This window comes from Devosia sp. 63-57, from assembly GCF_001899045.1.
GTDB lineage: Bacteria > Pseudomonadota > Alphaproteobacteria > Rhizobiales > Devosiaceae > Devosia > Devosia equisanguinis.
In genome coordinates this window covers 1,716,542-1,741,836 of record NZ_MKUY01000005.1, presented here as the reverse complement: position 1 = coordinate 1,741,836, position 25,295 = coordinate 1,716,542, and the positions used below count along the sequence as shown (strand labels likewise).

20 protein-coding genes and 1 pseudogene are annotated in these 25,295 nt (G+C 64.3%); 17 read left to right on the top strand and 4 right to left on the bottom strand.

All coding sequences use genetic code 11. The features are described 5' to 3' along the window. Nucleotides 1-8: 8 nt before the first annotated feature. The 12 genes and pseudogenes from BGO80_RS16595 (at nt 9) to BGO80_RS16540 (ending at nt 15,885) form a co-directional block, all read left to right on the top strand. On the top strand, nt 9-1,214 hold the full coding sequence (locus BGO80_RS16595) for a CmpA/NrtA family ABC transporter substrate-binding protein (RefSeq protein ID WP_286722387.1): 1,206 nt from the start codon (nt 9-11) through the stop codon (nt 1,212-1,214). 335 nt (nt 1,215-1,549) lie between these two features. Continuing rightward, complete coding sequence (locus tag BGO80_RS16590) at nt 1,550-2,842, top strand: CmpA/NrtA family ABC transporter substrate-binding protein (RefSeq protein WP_286722385.1); 1,293 nt, start codon at nt 1,550-1,552, stop codon at nt 2,840-2,842. A 57-nt stretch (nt 2,843-2,899) separates the two neighbouring features. Next, a complete protein-coding gene (gene ntrB / locus BGO80_RS16585) occupies nt 2,900-3,793 on the top strand; it encodes a nitrate ABC transporter permease (RefSeq protein WP_286722383.1) in 894 nt (297 codons plus the stop codon). Between the two features lie 11 nt (nt 3,794-3,804). Continuing rightward, on the top strand, nt 3,805-4,596 hold the full coding sequence (locus BGO80_RS16580) for an ABC transporter ATP-binding protein (RefSeq protein WP_286722381.1): 792 nt from the start codon (nt 3,805-3,807) through the stop codon (nt 4,594-4,596). A gap of 16 nt (nt 4,597-4,612) precedes the next feature. After that, complete coding sequence (gene nirB, locus BGO80_RS16575; RefSeq protein WP_286723060.1) at nt 4,613-7,093, top strand: nitrite reductase large subunit NirB; 2,481 nt, start codon at nt 4,613-4,615, stop codon at nt 7,091-7,093. Between the two features lie 5 nt (nt 7,094-7,098). Then, nucleotides 7,099-7,434, top strand: coding sequence for a nitrite reductase small subunit NirD (nirD, locus tag BGO80_RS16570; RefSeq protein ID WP_286722379.1), 336 nt, complete (start codon nt 7,099-7,101; stop codon nt 7,432-7,434). Between the two features lie 145 nt (nt 7,435-7,579). Further along, nucleotides 7,580-10,191: pseudogene (locus tag BGO80_RS16565) on the top strand (nitrate reductase). Then, entirely contained in the window at nt 10,163-11,614 is a 1,452-nt protein-coding gene (cysG, locus tag BGO80_RS16560; RefSeq protein ID WP_286722378.1) for a siroheme synthase CysG, read from the top strand. Before BGO80_RS16565 ends, cysG begins: the two are co-directional and overlap by 29 nt. A 133-nt stretch (nt 11,615-11,747) precedes the next feature. Next, nucleotides 11,748-12,854, top strand: a complete 1,107-nt coding sequence (locus BGO80_RS16555; protein WP_286722376.1) for an ABC transporter substrate-binding protein — start codon at nt 11,748-11,750, stop codon at nt 12,852-12,854. 8 nt (nt 12,855-12,862) lie between these two features. Then, nucleotides 12,863-13,687 (top strand): ABC transporter ATP-binding protein, encoded by an 825-nt coding sequence (locus BGO80_RS16550; RefSeq protein ID WP_126150702.1) that lies wholly within the window; start codon nt 12,863-12,865, stop codon nt 13,685-13,687. Beyond that, complete coding sequence (locus BGO80_RS16545) at nt 13,680-14,498, top strand: ABC transporter permease (protein ID WP_126150703.1); 819 nt, start codon at nt 13,680-13,682, stop codon at nt 14,496-14,498. The genes BGO80_RS16550 and BGO80_RS16545 overlap by 8 nt, the downstream gene beginning before the upstream one ends. A gap of 40 nt (nt 14,499-14,538) precedes the next feature. Beyond that, nucleotides 14,539-15,885, top strand: a complete 1,347-nt coding sequence (locus BGO80_RS16540) for an NtaA/DmoA family FMN-dependent monooxygenase (protein ID WP_286722375.1) — start codon at nt 14,539-14,541, stop codon at nt 15,883-15,885. Here BGO80_RS16540 and BGO80_RS16535 read toward each other — a convergent pair. Continuing rightward, the gene (locus BGO80_RS16535; RefSeq protein WP_286722373.1) at nt 15,882-16,499 is read right to left on the bottom strand and encodes a PadR family transcriptional regulator; all 618 of its coding nucleotides are present in this window, start codon (nt 16,497-16,499) and stop codon (nt 15,882-15,884) included. The two genes, BGO80_RS16540 and BGO80_RS16535, sit on opposite strands and share 4 nt — an antisense overlap. Before the next feature lie 100 nt (nt 16,500-16,599). On the opposite strand from BGO80_RS16535, the gene BGO80_RS16530 reads away from it, so the two are divergent. Both BGO80_RS16530 and BGO80_RS16525 read left to right on the top strand, forming a co-directional pair. Continuing rightward, complete coding sequence (locus tag BGO80_RS16530; protein ID WP_286722371.1) at nt 16,600-17,088, top strand: flavin reductase family protein; 489 nt, start codon at nt 16,600-16,602, stop codon at nt 17,086-17,088. Next, nucleotides 17,066-17,485: a riboflavin kinase gene (locus BGO80_RS16525; protein ID WP_286722370.1), complete on the top strand. Its 420-nt coding sequence runs from the start codon at nt 17,066-17,068 to the stop codon at nt 17,483-17,485. Before BGO80_RS16530 ends, BGO80_RS16525 begins: the two co-directional genes overlap by 23 nt. A 226-nt stretch (nt 17,486-17,711) precedes the next feature. Here the strand turns inward: BGO80_RS16525 and BGO80_RS16520 are convergent, their stop codons facing one another. Together BGO80_RS16520 and BGO80_RS16515 are read right to left on the bottom strand one after the other, a co-directional pair. After that, entirely contained in the window at nt 17,712-18,200 is a 489-nt protein-coding gene (locus BGO80_RS16520) for a group III truncated hemoglobin (RefSeq protein WP_286722368.1), read from the bottom strand. After that, nucleotides 18,187-18,798 (bottom strand): helix-turn-helix transcriptional regulator, encoded by a 612-nt coding sequence (locus tag BGO80_RS16515; protein WP_223214192.1) that lies wholly within the window; start codon nt 18,796-18,798, stop codon nt 18,187-18,189. Before BGO80_RS16515 ends, BGO80_RS16520 begins: the two co-directional genes overlap by 14 nt. Before the next feature lie 183 nt (nt 18,799-18,981). Here BGO80_RS16515 and BGO80_RS16510 point away from each other — a divergent pair, with 183 nt between their 5' ends. From BGO80_RS16510 to BGO80_RS16500, 3 genes are all read left to right on the top strand, one after another. After that, nucleotides 18,982-19,584: a superoxide dismutase gene (locus BGO80_RS16510; protein WP_286722367.1), complete on the top strand. Its 603-nt coding sequence runs from the start codon at nt 18,982-18,984 to the stop codon at nt 19,582-19,584. Nucleotides 19,585-19,666: 82 nt separating this feature from the next. Next, on the top strand, nt 19,667-20,218 hold the full coding sequence (locus BGO80_RS16505; protein ID WP_223214193.1) for a flavin reductase family protein: 552 nt from the start codon (nt 19,667-19,669) through the stop codon (nt 20,216-20,218). Between the two features lie 88 nt (nt 20,219-20,306). Beyond that, entirely contained in the window at nt 20,307-20,585 is a 279-nt protein-coding gene (locus tag BGO80_RS16500; RefSeq protein WP_126150711.1) for a DUF6894 family protein, read from the top strand. 8 nt (nt 20,586-20,593) lie between these two features. Here BGO80_RS16500 and BGO80_RS16495 read toward each other — a convergent pair whose 3' ends face one another. Beyond that, nucleotides 20,594-25,264 carry an NAD-glutamate dehydrogenase gene (locus BGO80_RS16495; RefSeq protein WP_286722366.1) on the bottom strand — a complete coding sequence of 1,557 codons (4,671 nt, stop codon included), beginning with the start codon at nt 25,262-25,264 and terminating at the stop codon, nt 20,594-20,596. Nucleotides 25,265-25,295: the final 31 nt, after the last annotated feature.

Genomic DNA, 25,295 nt, shown 5'->3' with positions numbered 1-25,295 from the left:
AAATGCCCATGTCTCGTCCGCTGCTCACCGCCGGCTTCCTCCCCCTGCTCGACAGCCTGCTTCTGGTTCTGGCCCACGAAATGGGGTTTGCCGATGAGGAGGGGTTCGACCTGGCGCTGACGCGCGAAACCTCATGGGCGAACATTCGCGACCGTGCGGCGCTCGGGCATTTCGACATTGCACTGATGCTGGCGCCGATGCCATTGGCGGCCAATCTGGGACTGACGCCGCTCGCCAGCAGGATGATCGCCCCGGTCATGGCCGGGCTGGGCAACAATGCCATCACCGTCAGCGCTTCGCTGTGGCAGGACATGGCCGCAGCGGGCGCCCCGGGCGACCTCGAGGCCGGACCGGCGGGCACGGCACTTGCCAAAGTGATTGGCACTTCGCCACGCAAACTGCGCTTTGGCGTGGTGCACCAGACGTCGTCGCACAATTACGAACTGCGCTACTGGCTGGCCGCGAGCGGCATAAAGCCAGACCAGGACGTCGAGATCGTGGTACTGCCACCCCCTCTCCTACCTGAGGCACTCGGCGCCGGCGGGCTCGACGGCTATTGTGTCGGCGAGCCCTGGAACAGTGTCGGCGTGTCGCGGCATGGCGGCCGGATCGCCACGACCAAGGCCTCGATCTGGCAGTGGAGCCCGGACAAGCTGATCGGCATGCGCGCCGACTGGGCCGAGCGGAACCCAGACACCGTCGCGGCTATCATCCGCGCCATCTACAAGGCGGCGCTTTGGGCGCAGGCGCCGGGCAATCGCCTTGCGGCGGCCGACATCATGGCGCGCCCGGCCTATCTCGACCTGCCCACAGAGATCGTGGCCCGAGCCCTCACCGGGCAGATCGATGGTGGAGCGCAGCTTGTTTCCATCCCCGACTATTTCATCCCGCATGCGGGCGCGGCCAACTTCCCATGGAAGAGCCATGCGCTCTGGTACTACAGCCAGATGGTGCGCTGGGGCGAAGTGGATTTCAGCGCGGCGAAAGCCGCCATCGCCGCCGACACCTTCCGGCCAGATCTCTATCGGGCCGCGCTGTTGCCGCTGGGGATTGCCGTGCCGGCGGAGGACTATCGTCGGGATGGCGACCAGGCCGCCGCGCACCCCGTCGCGGCGCTGAACGGGGACCTGCAACTGGGGCCGAACCTGTTTTTCGACGGCCAGATTTTTGATCCTGCCGCACTCGAGGACTACATTACGCGCCAATCGCCGTGATGACCTGCACGTGAATTCACCAAATTCAACATGCGCATATATTTTGTGCATGATGCTGCCAGAGTGAGCCGTGGCTGCGTTAAAGGCGTAGAGATCACATACGCCGCCCGATAGCCTATACCATTGTAATCAATATATTTTTCGCCCCCGCCAGGATTTGGCACGCTTCGTGCACGGCTAGTGGCGAATGAGCTCCTCCCAAGACGCTCTTCGTTGTCGACGTCCAGCGTTGGGCGTCCAAAGGCAAGGCTGCCAACAGGTTCGACCGGTTCACACCGGCTCGTATCCCGTTGGCAGCCTTTTTGTTTTGTCGCTCGGTGCAACTGGAGAATGCGATGACCCTGACGACGACTACCCGCCGATCCTTCCTCAAAGGCGCTTCGGCCACGGCTGCGACCCTGCTGGCGGCGAAGACGCTGTTTCCTGTCGGTGCCTTCGCGCAGGGGACGGGCCCTGAAGTGTCCGGCACCAAGCTCGGCTATATCGCACTCACCGATTCCGCGCCGCTGATCATCGCCAAGGAAAAAGGCCTGTTCGACAAGCATGGCCTGCCCGACATGGCCGTCGAAAAGCAGGCCAGCTGGGGCGCGACGCGCGACAACATGGCGCTCGGTTCAGCCAATGGCGGCATCGATGGGGGCCATATCCTGCGGCCGAAGGTGCATCTCTACTCGTCCGGCGCGGTGATGCAGAACAATCAGAAGCTGCCGATGTACACACTGCTCAACCTCAACGAGGACTGCCAGGGCCTGTCGGTGGCGCAGGAATATGCCGAGACCGGCGTGGGCCTCGATTCCAGCCCGCTCAAGGAGGCCTTTGCCGCAAAGCGGGCGGCGGGTGGCGACCCCTCGGTTGCCATGACCTTCCCGGGTGGCACGCATGATCTGTGGATGCGCTACTGGCTGGCGGCCGGCGGCATCGTGCCCAATGTCGATGTCAATGTCATCGTGGTGCCGCCGCCGCAGATGGTGGCCAATATGAAGGTCGGCACCATGGACGCGTTCTGCGTGGGCGAGCCGTGGAACGAACAGCTGGTCAATCAGGGCATTGGCTTTACCGCCGCCACGACGGGCGAGCTCTGGTTCAACCACCCCGAAAAGGTGCTGGGCATGCGCGCGGACTGGGTCGACGCCAATCCGCAGGCGACAAAGGCGATCCTGATGGCCGTCATGGAAGCCCAGCAATGGTGCGAGGCCATGGAGAACAAGCAGGAGATGGCGGAGATCATCGGTCGACGCCAATGGTATAACGTGCCCGTGGCCGACATTATCGGGCGCATCAAGGGTGACATCAATTACGGCAATGGCCGGGTCGAAACTGGCACCAATCTCTACATGAAATTCTGGGGCGAAGGCGGCGCCGCGTCCTATCCCTGGAAGAGCCTCGACACCTGGTTCATGACCGAAAATATCCGCTGGGGCTATTTCCCCGCCGATACGGATGTGAAGGCGCTGGTGGACCAGACCAACCGCTCCGACCTGTGGCTGGAGGCCGCCAGCGAACTCGGGGTCTCCGGGCTGCCATCGGGCGATAGCCGTGGCACCGAAACCTTCTTCGACGGCAAGGTCTTCGATCCCGCCGATCCGAAAGCCTATCTCGACAGTCTCGACATCAAGACGCTGGCGTGACGCCATGACCGGCGCTGCGGCGCCGGTCCCTTCGTGATTTCCGCAAGGGAGAGCCCCATGACCCTGCCCGCCACCGACGACAGCAATATCACCGCCCTGCCCCTCAAAGGCAAACCAGCCACCGTGACCACCATTGCGCCAGCTGCGCGCAAAATCGACTATGCCGCCATCGGCGCCAATGTGGCTCGCAACGTCATTCCTCCATTGATCGTGCTCGCCATTCTGCTGGTGGTCTGGCAGGTCATTTTCTCACAGCCAGGCTCGTCGCTGCCCCCGCCCAGCGAAGTGTGGAACCAGAGCTACGATCTCATCGTCGATCCGTTCTTCGTCTATGGATCGCAGGATATCGGGCTGGGCCTGCGGGTGCTGACCTCGCTGCAGCGGGTGGCCATCGGATTTGGGCTCGCCGCCGTGGTCGGCGTCGGGATCGGGGCGGTGATCGGCCAATCGATATGGATGATGCGGGGGCTCGACCCGATCTTCCAGATCCTGCGCACCGTGCCGCCGCTGGCCTGGCTGCCGATTTCGCTGGCTGCCTTCATGGATAGCGGTCCCTCGGCGATTTTCGTGATCTTCATCACCGCCATCTGGCCGGTGATCATCAATACCGCTGTCGGCGTGCGCAATATCCCGCAGGATTATCGCAACGTCGCCCGGGTGCTGCAGCTCAACCAGTTCGAGTTCTTCACCAAGATCATGGTGCCCGCCGCCGCGCCCTACATCTTTTCCGGGCTGCGCATCGGCGTCGGCCTCTCCTGGCTGGCTATCGTCGCGGCCGAAATGCTGACCGGCGGTGTCGGCATCGGCTTCTTCATCTGGGATGCCTGGAACAGCTCCCGCCTCACCGACATCATTGTGGCGCTCGTCTATATCGGCGTCGTCGGTTTCGTCCTCGACCGGCTCGTGGCGCTGGTCGGCACCATCGTCACCCGCGGCGTCAGCGCCAGCTAAGGACATCACCCATGACCTATCTGCAAATCTCGGCCGTCGGCAAAAGTTTCACCCGGGGCGCGGCCAGCACCGAAGTGTTGCGTGACATCAACCTCGACATCGACAAGGGCGAGTTCGTGTCGATCATCGGGCATTCCGGATGCGGCAAGTCCACCCTGCTCAACCTCGTGGCCGGACTGACCGAGGTGAGCACGGGCGGCATCGTTCTGGAGAATGCCGAGGTCCACAAGCCGGGCCCGGACCGCGCCGTGGTGTTCCAGAACCATTCATTGCTGCCGTGGCTGACCGTCTATGAGAACGTCAATCTGGCCGTCGCCAAGGTTTTTGGCCGCACGAAATCGGCCGCCGAACGCCATGAGTGGATCATGGACAATCTCAATCTGGTGCAGATGGCCCATGCCAGGGACAAGCGTCCGAACGAGATTTCGGGCGGTATGAAACAACGCGTCGGCATTGCCAGGGCGCTGGCGATGGAGCCGAAAATCCTGCTGCTCGACGAGCCTTTCGGCGCGCTCGATGCGCTGACCCGGGCGCATCTGCAGGACCAGATGATGGAAATCCACGCCCGGCTCGGCAACACAATGATCATGATCACCCATGATGTGGACGAGGCCGTGCTGCTCTCGGACCGCATTGTGATGATGACCAATGGTCCGGCAGCGACGATCGGCGAGGTGCTCGACGTACCGTTGGAACGGCCCCGCAAGCGGCTCGATCTGGCCGGGGACCGGACATACCTCAAGTGTCGCGAAGCGGTGCTCAAATTCCTCTACGAGCGTCACCGCTTCGTGGAAGCGGCGTGAGGGCGAATAGATGGACATGCTCGCCTCCGAAACCCTCCCCTCTGCTACGCGTACCGAAAGGCTGGTGGTCATCGGCGCCGGCATGGCCTCGGGTCGCGCGCTCGAACATATCTTCGAAGAGGCGCATGGCCGCTTCGATGTGACCCTGTTCGGCGCCGAGCCGCGCGGCAATTATAATCGGCTGATGCTGTCGCCCGTCCTCGGCGGCGAGAAAGCCTATGAGCAGATCATCACCCACGACACTGCCTGGTACGCGGCGCATGGGGTCAGCACGCGTTTCGGTGAAACGGTGACGGCGATCGACCGCCAGCGCAAAGTGGTGGTCTCGCGCCATGGCGAAACGCCTTATGACAAGCTGATCATCGCCACCGGCTCGGCGCCGTTCATCATCCCCCTGCCCGGCAAGGATTTGCCGGGGGTCATGGCGTTCCGCGATCTCGATGACGTCAATGCCATGGTCGAGGCGGCGCAACGCCCCAATGCAAGGGCGGTCATTATCGGCGGTGGCCTGCTTGGCCTCGAAGCCGCCGCCGCCCTGCGACTGCGCGGCATGGAGGTGGTCGTACTGCACATCGCCGGCCATGTCATGGACCGTCAGCTCGATCCGGCCGCCGGCTATTTGCTGCAACGTGATCTCGAGGCGCGCGGCATAAAGGTTCACTGCAAGGCGCAGACGAAAGCCATTTTGGGCCAGAACGCGGTGGAAGCGGTGGTGCTCGACGATGGCACCACCTATGGCGCCGATATCGTGGTGATGGCGGCGGGCATCCGCCCCGAAACCCGGCTTGCCGTGGATGCGGGCCTGCATGTCGAGCGGGGCATCGTGGTCAGCGACCAGATGGTCACTTCGGACCCGGACATTTTCGCGCTGGGCGAATGCGTCGAGCACGAAAAGATCGTCTATGGCCTCGTGGCGCCCTTGTACGACCAAGCCAAGGTGCTGGCAAAGACTCTGGCGAAAACCGACGCCGCCTTCCGCCCGGTGCAGACCGCGACCCAGCTCAAGGTGACCGGCGTATCGGTCTATTCCGCGGGCGATTTCGCCGATGCCGAGGACCGCGAGGAAATCGTGCTGCGCGATGCGACGTCAGGCGTCTACAAGCGCCTGGTGCTCAAGGACGATCGCGTCATCGGCGCGGTGCTCTATGGCGAAACTGCGGACGGCCCGTGGTTCTTCGACATGATCCGCAAGGGCACCGATACGCGGGAGATGCGCGACACGCTGATCTTCGGCCAGGCCTATCAGGGCGGTGCCGCCCTGGACCCTATGGCGGCCGTTGCAGCCTTGCCGGATGATGCAGAAATCTGTGGCTGCAACGGCGTCTGCAAGGGAGCGATCACTGGCGCGATCGTCTCCAAAGGCCTGACCGATCTCGACGGTGTGCGCGCCCACACCAAGGCCTCGGCCTCCTGCGGCTCCTGCACGCATCTGGTCGAAAAGCTCATGGCGATCACCCTGGGCGACGGCTACAACCCCGCCGCCGTCAAGCCGATGTGCCCATGCACCGAATATAGCCACGGCGATGTCAGGCGGCTCATTCAGGCCAAGGGGCTGAAATCCATCCCCGAGGTGATGCAAGAACTCGAGTGGAAGACCTCCTGCGGCTGCGCCAAGTGCAGGCCTGCCCTCAACTACTACCTCGTCGCCGATTGGCCGGGTGAATATGAGGACGACAATCAGTCCCGTTTCATCAATGAGCGCGTCCACGCCAATATCCAGAAGGACGGCACCTATTCGGTCGTTCCGCGCATGTGGGGCGGCATGACCAACCCCAAGGAATTGCGCGCCATTGCCGATGTGGCCGACAAGTTTGCCATACCGGCGGTGAAGGTCACCGGCGGCCAGCGCATCGACCTGCTCGGCGTCAAGAAAGAAGACCTGCCCGCCGTATGGGCCGATCTCAATGCGGCTGGCATGGTCTCGGGCGCGGCCTATGCCAAGGGGCTGCGCACGGTCAAAACCTGCGTCGGTTCGGACTGGTGCCGCTTCGGCACGCAGGATTCCACCGGCCTCGGCATTCGCATCGAAAAGTTCATGTGGGGGGCGTGGACGCCCGCAAAACTCAAGCTCGCGGTGTCCGGCTGCCCGCGCAATTGCGCCGAAGCCACCTGCAAGGATATCGGCGTCATCTGCGTGGATTCGGGCTACGACATCCATTTTGCCGGCGCGGCGGGCCTCGACATCAAGGGCACCGAACTGCTCGGCCACGCAGACAGCGAGGATGAGGCGCTCGAGATCATCACGGCCCTGACGCAGATGTATCGCGAACAGGGCCATTACCTTGAGCGCATCTACAAATGGGCCAAGCGCGTCGGCATGGACACGATCAAGGGCGCTATCATCGATGACCTCGCCAAGCGCCGTCACTATGCCGAGCGCTTCGCCTATTCGCAGCAATTTGCCCAGGTTGATCCCTGGGAAGAGCGCGTCAACGGCAAGGATGCCCATGAATTCGCCGCCATGGCCGAATTCGGGCTGCCACAGGCGGCGGAGTAAGGGCGATGACCGACTGGATCGATATCGGCGACATGCATGCCGTGCCTGCGCGCGGCGCCCGTTGCGTCAACACGCCCAACGGCAAGATCGCCGTATTCCGCACGGCGGACAATCAGGTCTTCGCCATGGACAATCGCTGCCCGCACAAGGGCGGCCCACTGGCCGAGGGGATCGTGCACGGCGCCTCCGTCACCTGCCCGCTGCACAACTGGGTTTTCGACCTCGCGACCGGCGAGGCCCAAGGCGCCGACGAGGGCAAGGTGCGGACCTATCCGGTGCAGGTCGTGAATGGGCGGATCTTGATCGCACCCGATGTTCTGATGCTGGTGGCGGCTCAGTGATGGCGGAGTCCCCCTCACCCGTCTCGCGCTGCGCGCGATCCACCCTCTCCCCGAGAGGGAGAGGAATAAGAGTGGACACCGGGCCATTCTTCTCCCTCTCGGGGAGAAGGTGGCGCGAAGCGCCGGATGAGGGGGAGTTCTCGCCATGACCACCCGCACCACCTGCCCCTATTGCGGCGTTGGCTGCGGCGTCCTCGCCACGCCCCAGCCAGACGGCTCAGTCACCATCGCTGGCGATCCCGAGCATCCGGCAAATTTCGGGCGGCTTTGCTCGAAGGGGTCGGCGCTGGGCGAGACACTGTCGCTCGAGGGGCGATTGCTGCATCCGGAAATCGGTGATGCCAGAGTCACTTGGGACGAGGCGCTCGACCACGTCGCCAAGGGCTTCATGTCCGCTGTGAGCGAGCATGGTCCCGACTCCGTTGCTATTTACGGCTCGGGCCAGCTGCTGACCGAGGATTATTATCTCGCCAACAAGCTGATGAAAGGCTTCATCGGCTCGGCCAATATCGACACCAATTCGCGGCTGTGCATGGCTTCATCTGTCGCCGGACACAAGCGGGCCTTTGGGTCGGATACGGTGCCGGGCAATTACGAGGATCTTGAAGAAGCCGACCTCATCGTGATGGTAGGTTCCAATCTGGCCTGGTGCCACCCGGTGCTCTACCAGCGCATCGTCGCGGCCCGGGCCCAGCGGCCGCAGATGAAAATCGTGCTCATCGATCCGCGTCGTACCGTCACCAACGACATTGCCGATCTGCATCTGCCGGTGGCGCCCGATGGAGACGGCGCCTTGTTCGTGGGACTGCTGGCCCATCTCGACCGATTGGGCGTGACCGATAGCAGCTATATCGCTGCGCATACATCCGGGTTCGAGGCGGCGCTGCTGGCAGCGGAGGACTGGAGCATCGAACGGGTCGCCGGTGCGACGGCGCTGTCGGCGGTTTCGATCGCCCGCTTCTATGAACTGTTTGCGCGGACGCGTCGGGTGGTCACCGTCTATTCGCAAGGGGTGAACCAGTCGGCCAGCGGCACCGACAAGGTCAATGCCATCATCAATTGCCACCTGGCCACGGGGCGGATCGGCTATCCGGGCATGGGCCCGTTTTCGGTGACCGGCCAGCCCAATGCCATGGGTGGGCGCGAAGTGGGCGGGCTGGCCAATATGCTGGCGGCGCATATGGAGTTTGTGCCTGAGGATATCGAGCGGGTGTCGCGCTTCTGGGGCGCGCCGCGCATGGCCAGCAAGCCTGGCCTCAAGGCCGTCGATCTCTTCGCGGCCATGGCGCGGGGCGAGATCAAGGCAGTGTGGATCATGGCCACCAATCCGGTGGATTCCATGCCGGAAGCCAATGCCGTGCGCGCCGCGCTTGCCACATGTCCACTGGTCGTCGTTTCCGACATGAACCGGCACACCGATACGATGGCGCTGGCACATGTCAGGCTGCCCGCCGCCGGATGGGGCGAGAAAGATGGGACGGTGACCAATTCGGAGCGCCGCATTTCGCGGCAGCGGCCGTTCCTGCCCCTGCCCGGCGAGGCGCGGCCCGATTGGTGGATCATTGGGCAAGTAGCGCATCGCATGGGACATGGTCGGGCGTTCGACTACGAAACGCCGGGCGAGATCTTTGCCGAACATGTCGCGCTCTCGGGCTTCGAGAACGAGGGCCGCCGCGATTTCGATCTCTCCGGGCTCGTCGATGCAGACTATGAGAGTCTGGCGCCGGTGCAGTGGCCGGTACGTGGCAAGTCCGTCGCACGACTGTTCGCCGACGGAAAATTCTTCACGGCGGACAGCAAGGCGCGCTTCGTGCCGATTCAACCGCCGCCGGCCTTTGCGCCCGCCCCGGGCAGCTTCCTCCTCAATACCGGGCGGGTGCGCGATCACTGGCACACCATGACCCGCACCGGCAAAGCCGCGCGCCTCTCGGCGCATATGGCGGAACCCTTTGTCGAGATTCATCCGGCGGATGCTGAAGCGCTGGGCATTCGTCGGGCCAGTCTCGTCCGCCTCTCGAGTCCGCATGGCCATGTGCTGGTACGGGCGCTGGTGACCGACAGGCAAAGCCGGGGCCAATTGTTCTCGCCCATGCACTGGACCGACCAATTTGCCGGCAATGGCCGCATTGACGCGCTGGTTGCAGGCAAAACCGATCCGGTCTCCGGCCAGCCGGCCTTGAAGATGGCGGTGGTTCATGCCGAGCCGGCGGCAGTGCAACTCTATGGCTTTTTCGTCGCCACAATGAAACCCGACCTTGCCACCGATTACTGGGCGCTGGCCCCGGCGCAAGGCGGCTGGCGGGGCGAGTTGGGCTTTTTCGCAGAGCCCGGGGACTGGGCCGCCTTCCTCGCCAGGACTTTCGGCACCGAAGTCGGCTTTCAATCCCTGCGCGACGACAGCACGGGCCGACGCGCCTTTGCGCTCGTCGAAGACGGCCGGCTGGTCGCCGCGCTCTACACATCGCCCGACCCGGTTCTGGTCTCGCGGCAATGGGCGGTGGGGTGCTGGCCCAAAGCGACCTTTCTGCCTCGAAAGTGCTGGCCGGGCGCCCCGGTGCGGACACACCCGATGGCGGGGCCATTGTGTGTTCGTGCTTTGGCGTGGGCATCAACACCATCGCCGAGGTGGTGAGCCGCCAAGGCTGCAGTTCCGTCGAAGCGGTCGGCGCGCTGACCCGCGCCGGCACCAATTGCGGCTCTTGCCGCGCCGAAATCAGGAGCATTGTCGATGCAAACCGTCTCGCCGCAGCCGAATAAAGCCCGTATCGCGCCGCTCGCCGTCTTGCCGGTGTTCTTCGATCTCAATGGCAAGCGCGTGGTGGTGATTGGCGGGGGCGAGCCGGCGGCGTGGAAGACCGAGCTGCTTGCCGCGGCGGGGGCGCAGGTGGAGGTCTTTGCGGAGGAGGTTTGCGAGGAGCTGGCCGCACGTCCTGCCACATCCGTCACCATAAGTCGCCGCCACTGGACGCCCCACGATCTGGCCGGTGCCGCTCTCGCCATTGCAGATATTGAGGACGATGCAGAGGCCCATACCTTCATCGCAGCCGCCAAAACGGCATTGGTCCCGTATAACGTCATCGACCGACCGGAATTCTGCCAGTTCCAATTCGGCGCCATCGTCAATCGCTCGCCCGTGGTGGTGGGGATTTCCACCGCTGGGGCAGCGCCCATTCTCGGGCAGGCAGTGCGGCGGCGCATCGAGATGCTGCTGCCCCAAACCCTCGCGCTTTGGGCGCAACTCGCCGCAAAGCTCCGCGACGAAGTGATGGACCGTCTCGCCCCCGGCGCGCAGCGCCGCGCCTTCTGGGAGCGACTCGCCGAAAACGCCTTCGGCATGCGGGCGCCCGAACCGGCCGACGCAGACCCCGGTTTTGCCGCTGCACCCCCTGCAGGGCGCGTTACGCTGGTGGGCGCGGGTCCGGGAGAGGCGGAACTGCTGACGATCAAGGCCGTGCGTGCGCTGCAATCGGCCGATGTCATCCTGTTCGACGATCTGGTCTCGGGCGAAGTGCTCGAACTGGCGCGGCGCGAGGCCAAGCGCATGCTTGTCGGCAAGCGGGCCCAACGGGAAAGCTGCGCGCAGGAGGATATCAACGCAATGATGCTGACCCTCGCCCGGCAGGGCAAGCACGTGGTGCGGCTCAAATCCGGCGACCCGATGATCTTCGGGCGTGCAGGCGAAGAAATCGAGATGCTGGAACGCGAAGGCATCGCCGTCAGCGTGGTCCCCGGCATCACCACGGCATTGGCACTGGCAAGTAGCCTCGGGGTCTCCCTCACCCATCGCGACCATGCCCAATCGGTGCGGTTCGTGACCGCTCACTCGCGGCGCGGTGGCCTGCCGTCGACGCTGGACTGGCGCTCGCTCGCTGATCCCGCGACCACCCATGTCTACTACATGGCCCGCCGGACCTTGCCTGAGATCGTGGCGCGGCTCATGACCGGGGGCATGGGGCCCGATACAGCGTGCGTCATCGCAGCCTGCATCGGTTCGCGCGCGCAGCAGACCTGGCGCGGCACGATCGGCGACGCGGCCAAGGCAGTCGAGAATTTCGCCCTCTCCAGACCCACGATATTTGCCGTCGGCAATGCTCTGGCCCAACGCGACGCCAGCGCGGGCGATTTGGCCGCGGACGGAAGCGCCGGAATGCAGGATGCGCGCCTCGCCGCCTGCCAATAGCGCCGACGCAGTGATCACCCCGGTTTGAAGCAGGGGGATAAGGCGCTGACGAAATCAAACTTGCATAGTCAATTTTGAATATGTTAGCGTCCCTTGTCTCGTTGGAGGACGAGACGTGACAAGGGAGGAATTATTGTCTTCTGAACCCATTTCTCTGGGAGCACGCCCGCATGCGCGGCGCCTGGCAAGTGTTGCCATGTTGGCGCTGGCTGCTGCTGGCGCGATGTCCGCGCATGCCCAGGACGCGGCCCCCGGCACGGTGCTGATCAGCGAGCAGGACTGCCAGCGCAATAAAGACGCTGGTACAATTACCTATATTTCGGGTTATGGCTACTCCGCCAGCGCCGGTCAGGTCGATGTTTTCCTCGCCAAGGAACTGGGCTATTTCGATGCCCTGTGCCTCACCGTCGACATCAATGCCGCCGGCGGTAACGGTCAGTTGCTGGTATCGTCGGGCCAGGCCCAGTTTACCGCGCTCGGTTCGGCCTCGGACGTGATGCTGGCCGCCGCAAACAGCCGCAATCTGACGGCCGTCGCCACCTATGGCAGCACCTCGCCGTTCTCGATCTTCGCCAATGAAAGCGTCAAGTCGCTGAAGGACCTCGAAGGCAAGCGGCTGGGTTATTTCATCAATATCACGCCTATGGCCCTCGCCATGCTCGATGCCGCAGGCGTCGATGTGAACAAGGTCGAACTGGTGAAGATGACCAATTACGACCCGACCGTGGTTACCCGCGGCCAGGTCGATGCCATTGTCGGCTATGCATCCAACCAACCGCAGACGCTCAAGGCCATGGGCCTGCCGTTCAGTGAATTCCTGCCGTCCGAACTGGGGCTGCAGGGCACCTACAACGTCATGGAAGTGAACAGCAAGTTCCTCGCCGAGCATCGCGAAACGGTGGCCGACTTCATGCGTGCAACGCTGAAGGCGCTCGATTTCTGCCTCACCGAGGAAGAAAAATGCGTCGACCTGATCAGCAAGCTCGCCGCCGACAACAACCAGGGCTCGGCCTTCCCGCGCGAGCAGCAGGCCCGCACCTGGGGCGTTGAATCGGAATGGGTGCGCTCGAGCACATTCGGCCCGCCGGGCGTACAGACCGTTGCAGGCTGGCAGAGCGAATATGAAATGGCCCAGAAATATGGTGGGCTCAAGAACCCGCCGGCCATCGAAGAGATGATGGACCCCGATCTGGTTGCCTCGCTCTACAAGGACGGCACGCTGATCTGGCCGGGACAGTGACCATTTCCATGTCTGCCTCTGTTCACGCTCTCGCGGATCGACACCCCGGCATTGCCGGGGTGGAGGTCGCCAATATCACCAAGAGCTTCGGCCCCGACGATGCCCGCGTCACCGTGCTCAACGGGGTGTCGCTGACCATCCGCAAGGGTGAGTTCGTGTCGCTGATCGGCCCCAGCGGTTGTGGCAAATCCACCTTGCTCAAGGTGGTTGCCGGACTGTCTTCCGCCGATGGCGGCACGGTGACCATCAATGGCAAATCGGTGAAAGAAGCGGCACGTCGAAAGGCCATCGGCCTTGTGCCGCAATCCCCGGCCCTTCTGCCCTGGCGTACCATTCTCGACAATGTCAGCCTGCCGATCCGCATCAACCCTGAAGCCAATGCCGGTCGGACATTGCGCGATCCGCGCGAAATTCTCACCAGTTTCGGCCTGGGCAAGGCGATGGATCGCTATCCGGCCCAGCTGTCGGGCGGCATGCAGCAGCGCGCCGCCATTGCCCGTGCCTTCGTGTTCGACCCCGACATCCTGTTGATGGACGAACCGTTCTCGGCGCTCGACGAGATGAACCGCGACCAGCAGCGCATGGGCCTGCTCGACTTCTGGCAATCGAACCAGAAATCGGTGCTGTTCGTGACCCATTCGGTGCCCGAAGCGATCATGCTGTCGGACCGCATCGTGCTGATGGCCGCCCATCCCGGGCGGGTCGCGGAAATCATCGATGTCGATCTGCCGCGGCCGCGCAACGAGGCCATGTATGCCAGTGACGCCTTCCGCGATCTCGAGGGCTATGTGCGCTCGGCCCTGCGCAAGGTGATGGAGGTCGCCCATGTCTGAGACCTTGGTTGCGCCCGTTGAGACCAAGCGCAGGACCGCATCGCCGATGGCGCGACTCGTCAGCGATTGGGTGCCGCCTGCGGTGACCTTCGTATTGGTGGCAGTGCTGTGGCAGCTGGTGGCCCTCAACAACCCCTATGTGCTGCCCACGCTGGATGCCATCGGGAACAGCCTGGCCAGCGATCCGCGCATGTATTGGGCCAATATGCTGGTCACTTGCCAGGAAATCGCCATCGGCGCCGGCGCCGGCATTCTCTGTGGCTTCCTGCTCGCGGTGCTGATGTCGGAACTGCCGATCGTCGAAAAGGCGGTGATGCCGCTGATCGTGGTGATCATGGTCACGCCGGTCGTTGCCATCGCCCCGGCATTGGTCGTGGCCTTCGGCTTCGGCATGCTGCCCAAATACATCGTCACCGGGCTCGTGGTGTTCTTCCCCATGCTGGTCAATTCGCTGGCCGGGCTGCGGGATGTCGACCAAAAGGCGCTCGACGTGTTCAAGACGCTGCATGCCAGCCGCTGGGAAGTGTTTCGCGACCTGCGGTTTCCCGGCTGCATGCCCTTCGTCTTTGCCGGTCTGCGCATCGCCATGCCGCTGGCCGTGGTCGGCGCGGCAGTGGCCGAATTCGTGGCCGCCGGCCAGCAGGCGGGCCTGGGATCGCTGGTCACCATTTCGGCGGCGCAGGCGAACCTGCCGGTCACCTGGGCGAGTATCGCCCTGCTCTGTCTCCTCGGCGTGGTGCTGGTGTCGCTGCTGGCCCTGCTGCGCAAGCGCGTCCTCTGGTGGAGCGACGCGGATGTGATCGGGCGCTGAGGCGCCCATCACCCTCCCCAATTCACGAAAGACCATACCTATGAAAAAGCTGCGCTTTGGGCTGTTCGAAAACGCCCAGACCAATGATTCCGGCACGTCCACCTGGCGCCATCCCGACAGCGAACGGCACAATTTCGATACGCTCGATTATTGGCTCGACATTGCCCGCATGTGCGAGGACGCCAAGCTCGACTTCCTGTTCCTGGCCGACGCCTGGGGCTGGGCCGATGTGAAGGGCAAGCGCCCGGACATCTGCGACACCGAGGGGCTGGACCTGCCGCGGCTCGATCCCGCGATCGTCGGGGCGGCGCTGCTGTCGTACACCGACAAGCTCGGCATCGTCATGACCGGCTCGACCCTGCTCGAGCAGCCCTATGCCTTTGCGCGCCGCATGCAGAGCCTCGACCATCTGTCCAAGGGCCGCATCGGCTGGAATGTGGTGACGACGGGCACTGCCGAGACTGCTGTCGCGGCCTTCGGCGTGCCCATGGTGGCCCATGACGAGCGCTACAACATGGCCGACGATTTCATGGCGCTGGTCTATAAGCTGTTCGAGGGCGCCTGGGAGCGTGATGCGCTGGAGCGCAACAAGGCCGGGCGCTATGCCAATCCCGACAAGGTGCACCGCATCGCCCATGACGGCCCTTATTTCCGCTCGCATGGCTTTGGCAACGCCTCCTATTCGCCCCAGGGCACGCCGGTGCTGTTCCAGGCGGGCTCGTCGGATCGCGGCAAGGCTTTTGGCGGCAAGCATGGCGAATGCATTTTCCTCGGCGGCGGCACAGCCGAAAAGCTGGCTGCGCAGGTCAAATCAATCCGCGACGAGGCCGTCGCCAATGGCCGCGATGCCAACGCGATCAAGCTGATGAGCGCCTTCTCCTGCGTGGTCGCGCCCACCAGGGAAGAGGCTCAGCGCAAGCATCAGGAGATCCTCGACGCGCAGACGCCTGAAGTGGCCGTCGCCTCCTATGCCTGGTTCACGGGGCTGGACCTGTCGTCCTTCGACCCCGCGACCAAGATGAGCGATCTGCATACCGAGCTGTCGCAGACCCAGATCGCCCGCTTCGGGGACAAGACCGTGGGTGAAGTGCTCAAGGACTGGCATGCCCATGGCGTGCGCACCAATCCCTATGTCGGCACGCCCGAGGAGATTGCCGATACCCTGTGCGACCTGGCGGAAAAGACCGATCTCGACGGCTTCCTGTTTACCCCGCTGATTCAGCCCACTTCGACCCGCGACTTCATCGAGATGGTGCTGCCCATCCTGCGCGAACGGGGCGTCGCGGCATCGGATTACGAAGGCGACACGCTGCGCGAGCGGCTGCTGGGCACGCCCACGCCGATGCTGCGCGACGATCACCCCGGCGCGGGCTATCGCAAGCTTTAGGTGACAGGCGCCGGGGCGGCATCATTCGATGGCCGCCCCGGCGCACCGGCTTCGCCGTCGAAGACGTAGTGGCCGGCGAGAATGCGGTCGTATAGCCCGCGCGCCCATTCCTGTTCGGCGCGCAGGCGGACGCTGGACAGCTCGAAAATTTCACGGACATAGGCCGGTGTGGTGGTCGAGCGGGCCACATCGGCGATGTCGAAGCCGTTGCTGGCAATTTTCGCGTCGATCTCGGTGATGCGGAATTTGAGGGCGGCGACGACTTCGGGGCGGCTGAGCAGGAACATGAAGGAGGTCAGCGCCATGACCGGCTTGGGGTCGAAGGTTTCGACGGTCCAGAGGGTTTGGCGCAGCAGGCGCATCAGTTCGACCACGCCCTGCGGGGTTGTCTGGTAGGTGGTGCGCTCGGGCCGATTGCCGGAGGCTTCCGTGCCGGCCTCCTGAATGTAGCCGTCCTGCTTGAGCGACTTGAGTGCATTATAGATGGAGCCAGGCTGGATATTGGCCCATTCGTCGACATGCCAGGTCATCAGCTCGCGGCGCAGGAAGTAGCCATGCACCGGTTCGAACTGGCGCACGGCGCCGAGCACGACCAGGCGGGTGATGTTGGACATGACGCGTCTCCAAGGTGATGGCCAGAGCTGATGCTTGCCACCCTTTTACAAATGGATTAGCGTCATCTCAAATAATCAAATTTGACTACAAGGGGTGGAGATGTTGGATCAAGAGGCTGCAGCGGCATTGCGCCGGGCTTTCTCGCTTTTTCCTACTGGTGTCGTCGCCATGTGCGCAGAGGACGATGACGGGCCGGTGGGCATTGCCGTCAATTCGTTCAGTTCGGTGTCGCTGGATCCACCGCTGGTTTCGGTATGCGTGGCGCGCCAGTCCACCACCTGGCCCAGGCTAGACCGCCTGCCGCGCATCGGCCTCAGCATTCTCGCCGCCGATCAGGAACGGCTGTCGCGGCAATTGTCTTCGCGCAACGGCGAGCGCTTTGCCGGCGTTGCGCTGGCCCGGGGCGAAGGCAGCGCGCTGTTTATCGACGGGGCGACGCTGTGGCTCGACTGCAGCATCCATGCGCGGCTGGAGGGCGGCGACCATTTGATCATCCTTTTCGAGGTGCACAAGACCACCGTGTTCCCCAATGTCGCCCCGCTGGTCTTTCACCAGAGCCAGTATCTTGGCCTTTCCCGCGCATCCTGAAATCCTCGATATCAGCATCGAGGGCACGGTGGTGCATGGCGACAAGCGCGGCCGGATTCTCGGATTTCCCACCGCAAACCTGGCCGTGGACGCGGTGTCAGCGCCGCTGCCGGCGGACGGGGTCTATTGCTGCCAGGTGCATCTGGAGGACGGTTCGAAGCTGCTTGGCGCCACGTGCAGCATCGGGCTCAATCCTACATTCGGGGATGTCACCAGCACACGGGTGGAAGTGTTCATCCACGATTTTGAAGGCGACCTCTATGGGCAAAGGCTGGCGCTGCGGGTTCTGACCCGACTGCGCGAGATGCGCCGGTTCGAGACCGTCGCGGCGCTGATTGCACAAACCGAAGAAGACGTGCGCAGGTCGCGGGAACTGCTGGAGAGGGTTTGGCGGTAGGTGGGGCACCGCCTGGAGATGGCCGTTCGCCGGTGGGGGTTTGCTGAACCTGCAGCACCCCCACCTAACCTCCCCCTGTAGAAGGGGGAGGGAGAGCAGGCGCCGAAGCTGAAGCGCCTCTCAACGCGCTCAAAGTGAACATTCCGCTGCAAAAGGGGAGGAGCCGCGTCGTGTTTGGTGTGCGATGTCGTCAGCCACACAGGCAAGCCTCACTGCCCGGGACGGGTCATTCCGGTTTCCAGATGGGCGAGGATTCGCGCTTGAGCGGGCCCATATGGGCAATATCCTCGCCACGACGCATGGCGATGTTCATGCGGAAAGAATTGCCGATACGTTCGGAGCGTTCGATGAAAAGCGCTGAGATCGCGGGTGGGCAGAGCTCTTCGACCGTTTCGCGGAATAGGCGCAGCCAGCGCATGAAATGGGCATCGCCCAGTTCGGGAATGGCCATGTGCTTGGGCATGGGGCGGCCAGTGAAACGGCCGGTCCCGAGCAACATGGCGGACCAGAAATCGGCGATCTTGGCGAGATGAGAAGGCCATTCGGCGTCGGGGATGACGCGATTGAATACCGGGCCGACGACGTCGTCGCGGCGGGCCCTGGCATAGAATTCATCGACAACGGCGCGGATCATGGTCTCGTCAAGGCCGTCCGGCGTGTCCCAGCCGATGCGGGTGAGGCGCGTAAGTTCGGGCGGACGCTCAGGCAGAGACATGGTCGGTGGCCTTGATGGAATAGGTGCAGCGGCGGCCGCCGCTGACGATATGATCCTGTCGCTCGACGTCCACGCCAGGACCCAGAACGCTACGGAACACGTCGATTTCGGCGCGGCAGAAATTCTGGCAGGCGGTGGCGGCTGCGCAGATCGGGCAGTGATTTTCGATGAGCAAGAGCGAGCCATCGGGCTGTTCGGTCCAGGCGGCCATATAGCCTTCGGCGCTGCGCAATTCAGTCAGGGCGGCGACACGGTCCTTGAGAGTGGCGGCGTTCGCGGTGGCGGCGAGATAGGCCCGGCGCGTGTCGGCCTCGCGCGCCGCAATGATGGCGTCGAGTGCCGCATCGCCGAGATGGCTGCGCACGATATCGAGCAATTGGACGGTAAGCGCGGCATGGGTATCGGGGAAGCGCGCCTGCGCCGCAGCGGTGAGGCTCCACACCTGGGTGGGGCGGCCAACGCCGGCGGGCACGCTTTGTGGCTCGACCAGACCTTCTTCGGCAAGGCGCACCAATTGCTGGCGCGCCGCCTCGCCCGAGGTGCCGAGCCGCTCGCCCAAAGCAGCGGCGGAGAGGCCGCCCTGCATCTTGAGCGTCATCAGCACCCGCTCGGCAGGATTGCGGGGAGACCAGGACGCATTTTCCAAGGTCGAACTTGACATATCAGCGGAAAGGGTTTTCAAAGCCATTGCTTGGAAATTAAACGCCTCGCGCCAAAAACGCAAGGCACCGGCCGGTCGACGATGTCGCAGCGGCCGGAATCGACCGAAAGGAAACCCGAAATGAGCTTCTCGCTGCCCACCCTGCCCTATTCCGTCAACGCCCTCGCCGAGCGCGGCATGAGCCAGGAAACGCTGGAGCTGCACCATGGCAAGCACCACCAGGCCTATGTGACGGCGCTTAACGGCTTCGTGGAGAAGAATCCGGACCTGCAGGGCAAGTCGCTCGAAGAGATCGTCGCCTTTGCCAAGGACAAGGCGGATCTGGCCCCGGTTTTCAACAATGCCGGCCAGCATTGGAACCACATTCACTTCTGGCAGGCGCTGTCGCCGAAGGGCGGCGCGCTGCCGGGCAAGCTCGAAGCCAAGATCGTCGAGGATTTCGGCTCGGTCGACGCCTTCAAGGAGAGCTTCAAGACTGCCGCCACCACCCAGTTTGGGTCGGGCTGGGCCTGGCTGGTGCTGGGCACAGATGGCAAGCTCAAGACCACCAAGACCCCGAACGGCTCCAATCCGCTGGCCACGGGCGAAGGCAAGCCGCTGCTCGGGCTCGATGTGTGGGAGCACTCCTACTATGTCGATTTCCGCAATCGTCGCCCGGACTATGTGAGCAACTTCCTCGAAAAGCTGGCCAATTACGAGTTCGCCGAAGCCAATCTCGGCTGATCTTGTTCTTGACCCGACAGTTCCGGTCTTGCCCCGCGCGGGCAAGACCAAACTTCGTTTGCACCGATAGCGACTCTGCGCGATGACTACGCTCATGCCCGAATTCGACCTGCCCGACACCATGGCGCTCCGCCCGCTTCGCCGCCCCACCGTCAGCGATGCCGAGTTTCGCGCGGCTATGTCGGGCATGGCATCGACGGTTCATGTGGTGACGGCGCGGCGCGGCGATGAGCGCGTGGGGCGCACGATGACCTCGGTGATGTCACTGTCGGCGCACCCGCCGGCGCTGCTGATCTCGGTGGATATCGTCAGCCGGCTGGCCGATCTCATCGCGCGCACTGGCGGGTTTTCGCTGGCCATGCTGGCGAGCGACCAGACGGCGGTGGCCGATGCCTTTGCCGGCAAGGTGGCGGCCGAACACCGGTTCACGCATGGGCAATGGGGCCAGTGGCCTTCGGGCCAGCCAATGCTGCTTGGCGCGGCGACGGCGCTGGATTGCGAAGTGATCGGGGCGATGGAAACAGGCACGCATGTGCTGTTTGCCGGCGCCATCATCGAGGCCGAGACTGCAACCGAGCGGCAGCCGCTTATGTGGCACCGGCATGGCTATCACCAGCCCGGCGGGCTCGACTGACCCGGCACAAGGTGCAAGACTGCGACCGACTCGGCCCGATGCAACGGCCTCAGCCGCGTTGCGTTCTCCCGCTCATCTGGAGAGGATCTTGCCCCGCTACTTCTTTCACTACCGCACCGACAAGGAACTGATCCGCGACCCGGATGGCAGCGAACATGCCAATCTGGAGGCCGCCGAGCAGAATGCCGCCGAAATCGGCCGCGCCATCATCGACCGCGTCGCGGGCGAAGGCGGGGAAATGGACCTTCCGCGCTCCATCGAGATCACCGACGCCTCCGGGCGCGAACTGCTTTACGTGGTGTTCTGGGCCGGACCGAAAATCGGGTCGGGCCCGGCAACGCCGGTGGAGCCGGCGCTGCTGCATTAGGCCGGTTCTCACATCTCCCGCGCCAGATCGGCGAGAAGGCCGGCGGCGACGCTGAGGCGGGAGACGGTGACGCCGCCCAAGGTTAGATCCCGGACTGCCGCCACAGTGCGATCGACGGCGACAGCGCGTTGCGTGCGGAAGGCGTCGAGGGAGCCGGAGGCGAGGACGTCTGCCGTGACGTCGCGCAAGGCGCGCATGATATTGGCCAGCGCCCGGTCCAGCGCCATGCGGTCGAAACGGTCTTCCAGCACGATGGCACGGCCATCTTCGATGATGCGGAAGAGATCGAAGAGATCGGCGGCGGCGAAATAGGCGGTGGCGGCGGTTTCGATATCGACGCCGCTGCGCTCGGCAACCAACACGATATCGCTGGCATGGCCGAGCAATGGCAATTCGGAGATAGCTGTGGCCAGCATCTCCGGGACGCCGTGGGTGGTGAGACCGCGGGTACGGGCGTCAAGGGCCTGGCGTTGCGCTTCCGGCAAGAGATCGGTGGCCAGGCGCAGGCGCTCGACACCGCTCCGGTAGCGGCTGACGAGGCCGGCAACGTCGCTGGCGATATCGGTATTGCGGAGGAACCAGAGCACTTCCTGGCGCAGGAGGGCCGCGACCTGGCCATAGAGCGCCAGTTGCACCCCACCGGGGACGACACCATCCAGCGCATCGATGCCGGCATTGAGATCGGTCAGGCCGTAGATATCACGCACCGCGGCGAAGGCCAGGGCGACTTCGCCGGCGCTGGCGCTGGTGGCGGCCATCAGTTCGGCCACGAAGGCGGGACCGCCGCGATTGATCATGGCGTTGGCGAGGACCGTGGCAATGACTTCGCGCCGGAGGCGATGGGTCTGCACGGCATCGGGATAGGTTCGGTTGAGCGTGGGCGGGAAATAGCGCGGCAGTTCGCCCGCGAGATAATCGTCGTCGATGGCGGTGCCGGCGAGCAGGTCGGCGTAGAGATTGAGCTTGGCATAGGCGAGCAGCACCGCCAGCTCCGGGCGACTGAGGCCCTTGCCCTCGGCGGCGCGCTGGGTGAGCACGGCGTCGCTGGGCAGGAACTCGACAGCGCGATCAAGGTGGCCATCTGCTTCAAGCCCATCCATCAGCAGGCGCTGGCCGGGCAGCGCCGAGAGGCCCTGCCGTTCGGTGAGCGAGAGCGCGAGGGTCTGAAGGTAATTGTTGCGCAGGCAGAGCGCGGCAACCTCGTCGGTCATGGCAGCGAGGAAGGTGTTGCGCGCCGCCTGGTCCAACTGGCCCGAGGCGAGGATGGGCGCCAGGGCGATCTTGATATTGACCTCAAGGTCGGAGGAATTGACGCCGGCGGAATTGTCGATGGCATCGGTATTGATGCGCCCGCCGCCCAGGGCATAGGCGATGCGGCCGCGCTGGGTGACGCCGAGATTGGCGCCCTCGCCCACCACGCGGGCGCGCACCTGCTCGGCGGTGACGCGAATGGCGTCATTGGCACGGTCGCCGACGGCGGCGTCGTCTTCGCCCGGGCCCTTGATATAGGTGCCGATGCCGCCGAACCAGAGAAGGTCGACGGACGCGGAGAGAATGGCGCGCATGATTTCGGCCGGAGTGGCCGAAGGTAGATCGAGGCCGAGCAGCGCCCGGATTTCGGGCGATAGCGGAATGGATTTGGCCGAGCGGGAGAAAACGCCGCCGCCTTGGGAAATCAGGGACTTGTCATAATCCTGCCAGCTGGAGCGCGGCAGGGCGAAAAGGCGTTGGCGCTCGGCAAAGCTGGTGATGGCGTCCGGATTGGGGTCGATGAAGATGTCGCGGTGATCGAAGGCGGCGACGAGACGGATTTCGCGCGACAACAGCATGCCATTGCCGAAGACGTCGCCGCTCATGTCGCCAACACCGGCCACGGTGAATGGCTCGGCCTGGATATCGCGATTGACCTCGCGGAAATGGCGCTTGACCGCTTCCCAGGCACCACGGGCGGTGATGCCCATTTTCTTGTGGTCATAGCCGGCCGAGCCGCCGGAGGCAAAGGCATCACCGAGCCAGAAATTGCGGCTGACGGCAATGGCATTGGCTGTGTCGGAGAACTGGGCCGTGCCCTTGTCGGCGGCGACGACGAGATAGGGGTCATCGCCATCGCGGCGGATTGTCGAGGGCGGCGGTACCACGGCGCCATCGACGAGATTGTCGGTGATATCGAGCAGGGCCCCGATGAAAATGCGGTAGCTTTCGGTGCCTTCGGCCATGAAGGCGTCACGCGACATGCCGGAGGTGAGGCGCTTGGGCACGAAGCCGCCCTTGGCGCCGACCGGCACGATGACCGCGTTCTTGACCTGCTGCGCCTTGACCAGACCCAGCACTTCGGTGCGGAAATCCTCCGGCCGATCGGACCAGCGCAGGCCGCCGCGGGCAATGGCACCGAAGCGCAGATGGATGCCCTCGACGCGGGGTGAATAGACATAGATTTCGCGATAGGGGCGCGGGGCGGCCATGCCCTCGACGCGGTGGCTGTCGAACTTGATGGCCAGGGCCGGCCGGTGCTCGCCGGCTTCATCGCGCTGCCAGGCATTGGTGCGCAGGCTTGCCTCCACGAGATTATGGAAGCGACGAATGATGGTGTCTTCGTCGAGCGAGGAGATGGTCTCGAGCGCAGCCGCGATCTCGGCACGCGCGGCTTCCGCCGCGGCCTCGCCATTGGCTTGCGCCGGATCGTGAAGGGCGGCAAAGAGCGCGCAGAGGGCCCGCGCCGCCGGGCTCTGGTTGACCAGGACCTGGGCGATATAGCGCTGCGAATATGAGGTGCCGACCTGGCGCAGATAGCGCGACAGGGCGCGCAGCAGGGCAGCGTCGACCCAGTCGAGCCCAGCCTCTGTGACGAGGGTATTGAGCTGGTCGCTTTCTGCCGCGCCGGACCATACTGCCATCAGGCCTGCTTCGATGGCGGGGCCGCGAGCGGCAACGTCGAGGGCGCGACCACTGGCCGGCTCGAGCACCATGTCATGCAGATAGAGCGGAATGCCGTCACGCGGCACGATCGTATAGGTGCGCTCGTCGATGACGCGGAAGCCAAAATGCTCGAGCATGGGCACGCGGTCGGTAAGCGGAATGGCGGTGGCGCGGTGGTAGAATTTCAGCCCGAGCGCCCCTTCCGCTCCGGCGCGCTGGCGCAGGCGGATGGCGACATCGCCATCGGGCAGCGCACGGAAAACGGCGATGTCAGCCAGGGCATCCTCGATGGTGCTGCGTGACTGGTAGGCGGCCGAAAAGGCCTGGCGGAAATCGCTGATGGCGCCAGGATCGGGCGCAGCGACGACGAGGCGATCCCAGAAATCGCGCAGCATGGCCTCGACACCGGATTCGAGCGCCTGACGGGTGGGCTGCGGCGTGGAACCGCCGACGCGGCCGACAATGACGTGCAGCCGAACCAGTTCGCCCTCGGGGAAGTGCGGATAAAAGGCGGAAACGCGCCCGTCATAGGCCTGCGCAATGAACTGGGTGATGCGGGCGCGGATGGCGCCGTCATAGCGGTCGCGCGGCACATAGACGAGGACCGAGACGAAATTGTCGAAGCGGTCGATGCGCGGCAGGACGCGAACGCGGGGTCGATCATAGAGCGCGGCGATGGCCTCGGCAAATTCGGCCAGCTGAGCAATGTCGATCTGAAAGAGTTCGTCGCGCGGATGGGCATCGAGAGCGCCGAGCAGAGTGCGTCCGGCATGGCCGAGCGGATCGACGCCGGAACGGCGCATGACCTCGGCGATCTTGCGGCGGATCAGGGGCACATCGGTATGTGGCGTGGACAGGGCCTGGGCGGTGAACAGGCCCACGATCCGCAGCTCGCCTGATGCCTGGCCGCGCTCGTCGAAGAGTTTTACGCCGACATAGTCCATGTGCACGCGGCGGTGGACGCGGGCCCGCAGATTGGCCTTGGTGACCAGAACCGGTTCCTGGCCATTGACGAAGTCGACCAGTTGCGGGGTGCTGTCGACATAATCGGGACCGCTGCGCACAACCTTGAGCGCGGCATCGCGCATGATGCCGAGACCGGTGCCGTCCACCGGTTCGAGCGCGTCGCCCACCAGCCGATATTCGCGCAGGCCGAGAAAGGTGAAATTGTGCTCGGTGAGCCATTCGAGGAAGCGCTGCCCCTCATCGCGCAATGCCGGTTTGGCGGGGGCGAGCCCGGCCATGGCCTTGAGCACGCGCTCCAGCATCGGCTGCCAGTCGCGCACGGCCTGCCGCACGTCGTCGAGCGTGCGGCGCAGTTCGGCAATCAGGGCATCGCTGTCGACAACGGGGTCGCTATGGATGTGCAGGACGCTGACCGCAGCGCCGGTGTCGCCCATGACCTTACCCCCGGCAACGCGCACCACCGGATGGGCGAAGAGCCGCACCGCTCCACCCATAGCCCGGAGCGCCGCAAGGGCGCTGTCGACGATGAAGGGCATGTCGGGGCAGATGATGTCGAGAATGAGCGGATCGCCCAGCTTTTGCGGCGGGGTCGCCTCGATGCGGGTGCTATCGAGGGAACCGGCGAGAAGACGCTCATGGGCATGCCCGAAGGCCGCCATCAGTACCGCCATATCGGCGCGCGAGAGATCGTCGGGATCGGCGGCACGGATGGCTTCGACCAGGAAACGGGAGAGGCTGGCATTGTCGCCGGCATGCTCCATCGCCCGATCCAGCAAAGACTCGACGCGCCCGTCCATAGTGCCCTCCCCTGACTCGCCCAAGCACCTT